The organism is Methanoculleus sp. UBA413 (assembly GCF_002502935.1).
Classification (GTDB): Archaea; Halobacteriota; Methanomicrobia; order Methanomicrobiales; family Methanoculleaceae; genus Methanoculleus; species Methanoculleus bourgensis.
Genome location: NZ_DAQR01000052.1, coordinates 1 through 4689, shown reverse-complemented (window position 1 = coordinate 4689; position 4689 = coordinate 1). Strand labels below are relative to the sequence as shown.

Annotated in this window: 3 protein-coding genes; 1 reads left to right on the top strand and 2 read right to left on the bottom strand. The window is 63.1% G+C overall.

Annotated elements, in window-relative coordinates; translation table 11 throughout:
* Window positions 1-227: 227 nt before the first annotated feature.
* Both BP858_RS03900 and BP858_RS03895 read right to left on the bottom strand, forming a co-directional pair.
* The gene (locus BP858_RS03900; protein WP_286878900.1) at window positions 228-731 is read right to left on the bottom strand and encodes an FKBP-type peptidyl-prolyl cis-trans isomerase; all 504 of its coding nucleotides are present in this window, start codon (window positions 729-731) and stop codon (window positions 228-230) included.
* Window positions 728-3931, bottom strand: a complete 3204-nt coding sequence (locus BP858_RS03895) for a tetratricopeptide repeat protein (protein ID WP_214166751.1) — start codon at window positions 3929-3931, stop codon at window positions 728-730. Before BP858_RS03895 ends, BP858_RS03900 begins: the two co-directional genes overlap by 4 nt.
* A gap of 308 nt (window positions 3932-4239) precedes the next feature.
* On the opposite strand from BP858_RS03895, the gene BP858_RS03890 reads away from it, so the two are divergent.
* The coding region (locus BP858_RS03890; protein ID WP_286878899.1) for a 4-alpha-glucanotransferase at window positions 4240-4689 on the top strand (450 nt) is incomplete at its 3' end.

The following is a 4689-nucleotide window of genomic DNA, read 5'->3' as shown; positions in this document are numbered from 1 at the left end:
CCCCCTCCCCGCAGGCGGGTACCTATACGTTCCTCCTCAAAGCCCCCGCCCCCAGAGGGGGGGCAGTACGTGGGGATACCCGAGAATAGCCGTCTCCCGGGATGCAAACCCCGGAGAGTCTGTAAAAAAAAAGGTTGATACTCTCCTCCGTTGAGCGTGCCGGTAATTGGGAATCGGTGTATTAGAGGCCGAACCAATAAACAGGGCTCCGGAGGTCCGGGGCGTAATCACCGCCCAATCTCAACGACCCTGACGGAGAACGTGAGGTTCTCACCCGCGAGACGGTGATTCGCGTCGATGACAATCGCATCGGGCGATATGCCGGTGACCGTTCCGACCAGCCTCTGGCCGTTGGGCAGGGTTACCCCTACCTGCTGCCCCGCGGTCAGGTTCTCCCCTCCCGGGATCCTTGCCGGGTCGGCGAGAAAGACAAGGTCTTCCCGGTAGTTTCCGTACGCCCGGTCGGCCGGGATATGAATGGTCTTCGTCTCTCCCACCTGCATCCCCACAACACCCTCATCAAATCCGGGGATCATCGTACCGGCGCCGACGGTAAACTCCAGCGGTTCACGCCCGGCGGAACTGTCAAAGACCGTCCCGTTCTCGAAGGTGCCGGTGTAGTGGACCCTCACCGTATCCCCAGTCTCCACATGCGCCGCTGCCCCGGTGCACCCGGCACCGGCTACAAGGAGCACCATGACCAGCAGCAGGAACCCCGGCGCATACCTCATGGCAGTTCCTCGCCCTCCAGCGCCTTCCCGAAGCACTCCACCGCCTCCGCGAACCTGCCCAGCCGGTCAAGCGCCCTCCCCTTCAGGTACCAGGCCCGGGCATGGCGGGGATCCGCCCCCAGGACCATATCATAGCAGGTAACTGCCTGGTCATGCCGGCCCAGGTGGCTGAGGGCTACTCCTTTGCAGAGCCAGGCGTGAATATCCCCATCGCCGAGGTCTATCGCCGTATCAAACGACCTGATGGCGTCAGGGTAGCGCCCCAGAGCATCCAGCAGCATCCCGGTCGTGTTCCAGATGGCCGCGTTCTTCGGGGCCACCTGGAGCGCTTTCTCGTAGCTCACCAGGGCATCGTCGTACCTGCCTGCCTTCTCGAGCACCGCCCCCCGCATGAAGAGGACAGCAGGGTTCTCGGGCAGGATGACGATGATCTTATCGATGGATTTGATCGCCTCACCATACCTGCCGAGGTGGATAAGAGCCGAGGCTCGTGCGTGGAGCGTCTCAATATTCGCCGGTTCCCGGTCGAGCACCCGGGTATAGGCAGCGATCGCCTCCTCGTACCTGCCCGCCTTCTCATTTGCCTCCCCGAGTCTTCGCTGGGTGAGGGTGTCCATCGGGTCGGCGTCAAGAACCTTCTCAAAGCACGCCACCGCCTCTTCATAGCGCCCGAGCCACATGAAGATCTCTCCCCGCCGCTGCCAGGCAGCCTGGTTCTCTGGGCTGACCTCGATGATGCTATTAGAGCACTCCAGCGCCTCTTCGTACCTCCCCATATGCACAAGAGCACTCTCGAGGGTATACCATGCTTCAGCATCACCCTCATCGCCCTTGAGCACCAGCGCGTAATGCCTGATAGCATCACCATACCTCCCGTCCCGCTCGAGTGCCATGCCAAGCGCCATCCGCGCATCCCGATCGTCGGGGGAGACTTCAAGGTAACGCTCGTACGCCTCGGCCGCCTCCTTGTGCCTGCCGACGGCTTCCAGCATCTCTGCCCGGAGCTTTTTGACTGCTGCATTTGAGGCATCGGATGCAAGCAGCCGGTCACAGTACTCGATCGCCTCCTGGTGTCTGCCAAGCTCCGCAAGCACGGATGCGAGCGCAAAACAGGCACCGGTATCTCCCGGCCGCCCGGCGGTCACGTTCGCATAGCACTCAGCCGCATCTGCATACCGCCCCATCCTCTCCAGGGCCCGGCCCCGGTTAAACCAGGCAAAGAGGTCGCCGGGGTCGGCCTCGACGGCCTGCCCGAACCACCCGGCGGCCTCCTCGTAGCGGCCGAGCACGGCAAGAACGACCCCGAGGTTCAGCAGGTTTCCCCCGGCGCCGGGATCGGCTTTGCAGAGCGCTTCGTAGCAGTCGGCCGCTTCGGCATAACGTCCGAGCCCCTCGAGGAGCCATGCCTTGCGGGTGAGCGTTCCGGTATCCGCAGGACCGGCCTGCATCGCCCGGTCAATGGACCCGAGAGCATCCTCGTAACGGCCAAGGCGTTCGAGCGCGCTGCTCCGGCCGATCAGGGCGCCCCGGTCGGCCGGGTCTCCTTCGAGCACCCGGTCAAAGCACCCGAGCGCCTTCTCATAGTCCCCAAGATGCATGAGCGCCTCTCCCCTGCTCATCGCCGCCGCGGCATCCCCCGGATTGACCTTGAGGAGAGCATCAAACGCTGCTGCTGCTTCCGCATACCGCGCGAGATGCATCAGGGCCTCTCCCTTCCGGTGCAGGGCAAGGAGGTCATCCCTACCGGCACCCGGCACCGCTTCAAGGTGAGCCAGCGCATCGCCGTACCTGCCGAGGTTTTCGAGGACGTCCGCTTTCATCAGGCGGGCGACGACGTTATGCGGCTCCCTCTCAAGAACCGCGTCCAGGCAGATCCCGGCCTCGTCATACCTGCCAAGATGGATGAGCGCGGTGCTGCTCTGCTGCAGGGCGGGGATGTTTCCGGGGTCAGACTCAAGGGCGCGCTCGAAGTCCGCCAGCGCCTCCGCGTACCGGCCCAGGTGGAGCAGCGCGGTCCCCCGGTGGTTCAGGATAGTCTCGCTCCAGGCATCGACCTTCAAGGGTTTCTGTTTCAGGGGAGCCCCCGACTCGTCTCTCTCAAAGAGCGCAAGGTTGGTGCTGCTCCCGATCCACTTCATCCCGGTCATCGCGCGGCTCTCAAGTACTCGGTCAAACGACCGGACCGCATCTGCGTACTGGCCGAGGTGGAAGAGCGCCATGCCACGGGCGTACCAGACGTGGATCTGGCCCTGGTCACGCTTCAGGATATGGTCAAAACTCTTGACCGCCCGGTCGTAGCGGCCGAGCGTATCGTAGACCAGGCCCATGGAGTAGCGTGCTGCCATATTATCGGGGTCGGCGAGGACGACCTTATCGAAGCACTCGAGCGCCTCCGCATACCCACCCGAACGGAGGAGGAGCGAGCCCTGGTGGTGCAGGGCGGGGGTGTTTCCGGGATCGGCGGCGGTGATCGTCCCGTAACAGTCGGCAGCCTCCTGGAAGCGGCCGAGGTGCTCGAGCGCCCGTGCTTTGCCGTAGAGGGCATCCAGGTTATGCGGGTCCCCGGCAAGCACCCGGTCAAACGAGGCAACGGCCCCGGAATAATCCCCGCGGTACAGGAGGGCGGCCCCCTTCCTTGCGAACGCACCGGCGCTTTCAGGGTTCGCCCGGAGAATTCTCTCAAAGCAGACCGCTGCTTCCCGGTAGGCGCCGGTCCTCTCAAGGGTCCTCGCGAGTTTTTCCTGCAGGACAACGTCTTCTGAGTTCCCATCCAGCGCTCGTGCGTAGGCTTCCGCCGCATCGGCATACCGGCCAAGCCTCTCAAGCATCTCGCCTCTCCAGTACCAGGCGTTTGTGTCGGCGGGTTTCTTCTCCACGATCGTAGTGAAACATTCCGCTGCCTCCTGGTACTCGCCGGTCCTGGCCAGGACGTGCCCCAGCGCACGGAGTATCCCGGCATCGCCGGGTGACGAATCGAGAGCCTTCCTCAGCCACTCCGCTGCCTCCCTGTCCCTGCCGAGGCAGGCGAGCGCCCGTCCCATGGAGAGCCTGACCGGGCCGTTTTCGGGATCGATCCTGAGCGCTTTCTCGAAACTCTTCACCGCCTCAGTGTAGTTTCCAGCCTCAAACTGAGTATTCCCCTGGTTGATTGCGGGGTTCGCACCTTTTCCCTGACCCAGAATATTACTGAAGAAATCCATCCGACACCATCTGCCGCTGCTCGTTTGGTACGCGATCAGTTACCATAAACACTCTGTGAATGGCCACCCGGGAGAGGGGGGCCAACCGTTCCTCTAAGAGAGATAGAGAGGTCACTATTTGAGAAGACCGGTTTGTTTACCCATGAACCGTTCGGAGTATAATGGGCACCGGAGGTTCTTAAAAGAGTGCCGCTCGCAAGCGGAACCCGATCCCCAATGCCGCAGGACGCGGGCGCGACCGACTGGTACGAGATTATAATAGGGGGCAGGCCCAAATGGTCGAACCGTTCTCTCAGGGGGGTTGACAGGTGATCCATACACGGGGAAGCGGTATACTCCTGCATATCACGTCACTGCCGTCGGCATACGGCATCGGGGACTTCGGCCCGTCGGCATACCGGTTCGTCGAGGCGCTGGCGAAGGCCCGACAGCACTACTGGCAGATCCTGCCGCTCAACCCGACGCGGGTCGAGCACGCCAGTTCTCCCTACTACAGCCCGTCGGCGTTCGGCATGAACACGCTCCTCATCAGCCCCGACCGGCTTGTGCGGGACGGGTATCTCAGGCGGGCCGACCTGGAACCTGTGCCCGGCTTCCCGGAGGGGCGGGTGGCCTACGAGGCGGTCACCTGGTACAAGGACCGGCTTTTCTCGATCGCATACCAGCGGTTTCTCCACTCGGGGCCGGAGCGCGGGTACGAAGAGTTCTGCGATAGGAACGCGTGGTGGCTGGAGGACCACGCGTTCCTATCGCAGAAC

Bases quoted from the DNA above. Each gene is read 5' to 3' on its own strand.
- BP858_RS03895 (WP_214166751.1), bottom strand. From the start codon at position 3,931: ATGGATTTCTTCAGTAATATTCTGGGTCAGGGAAAAGGTGCGAACCCC.
- BP858_RS03900 (WP_286878900.1), bottom strand. From the start codon at position 731: ATGAGGTATGCGCCGGGGTTCCTGCTGCTGGTCATGGTGCTCCTTGTA.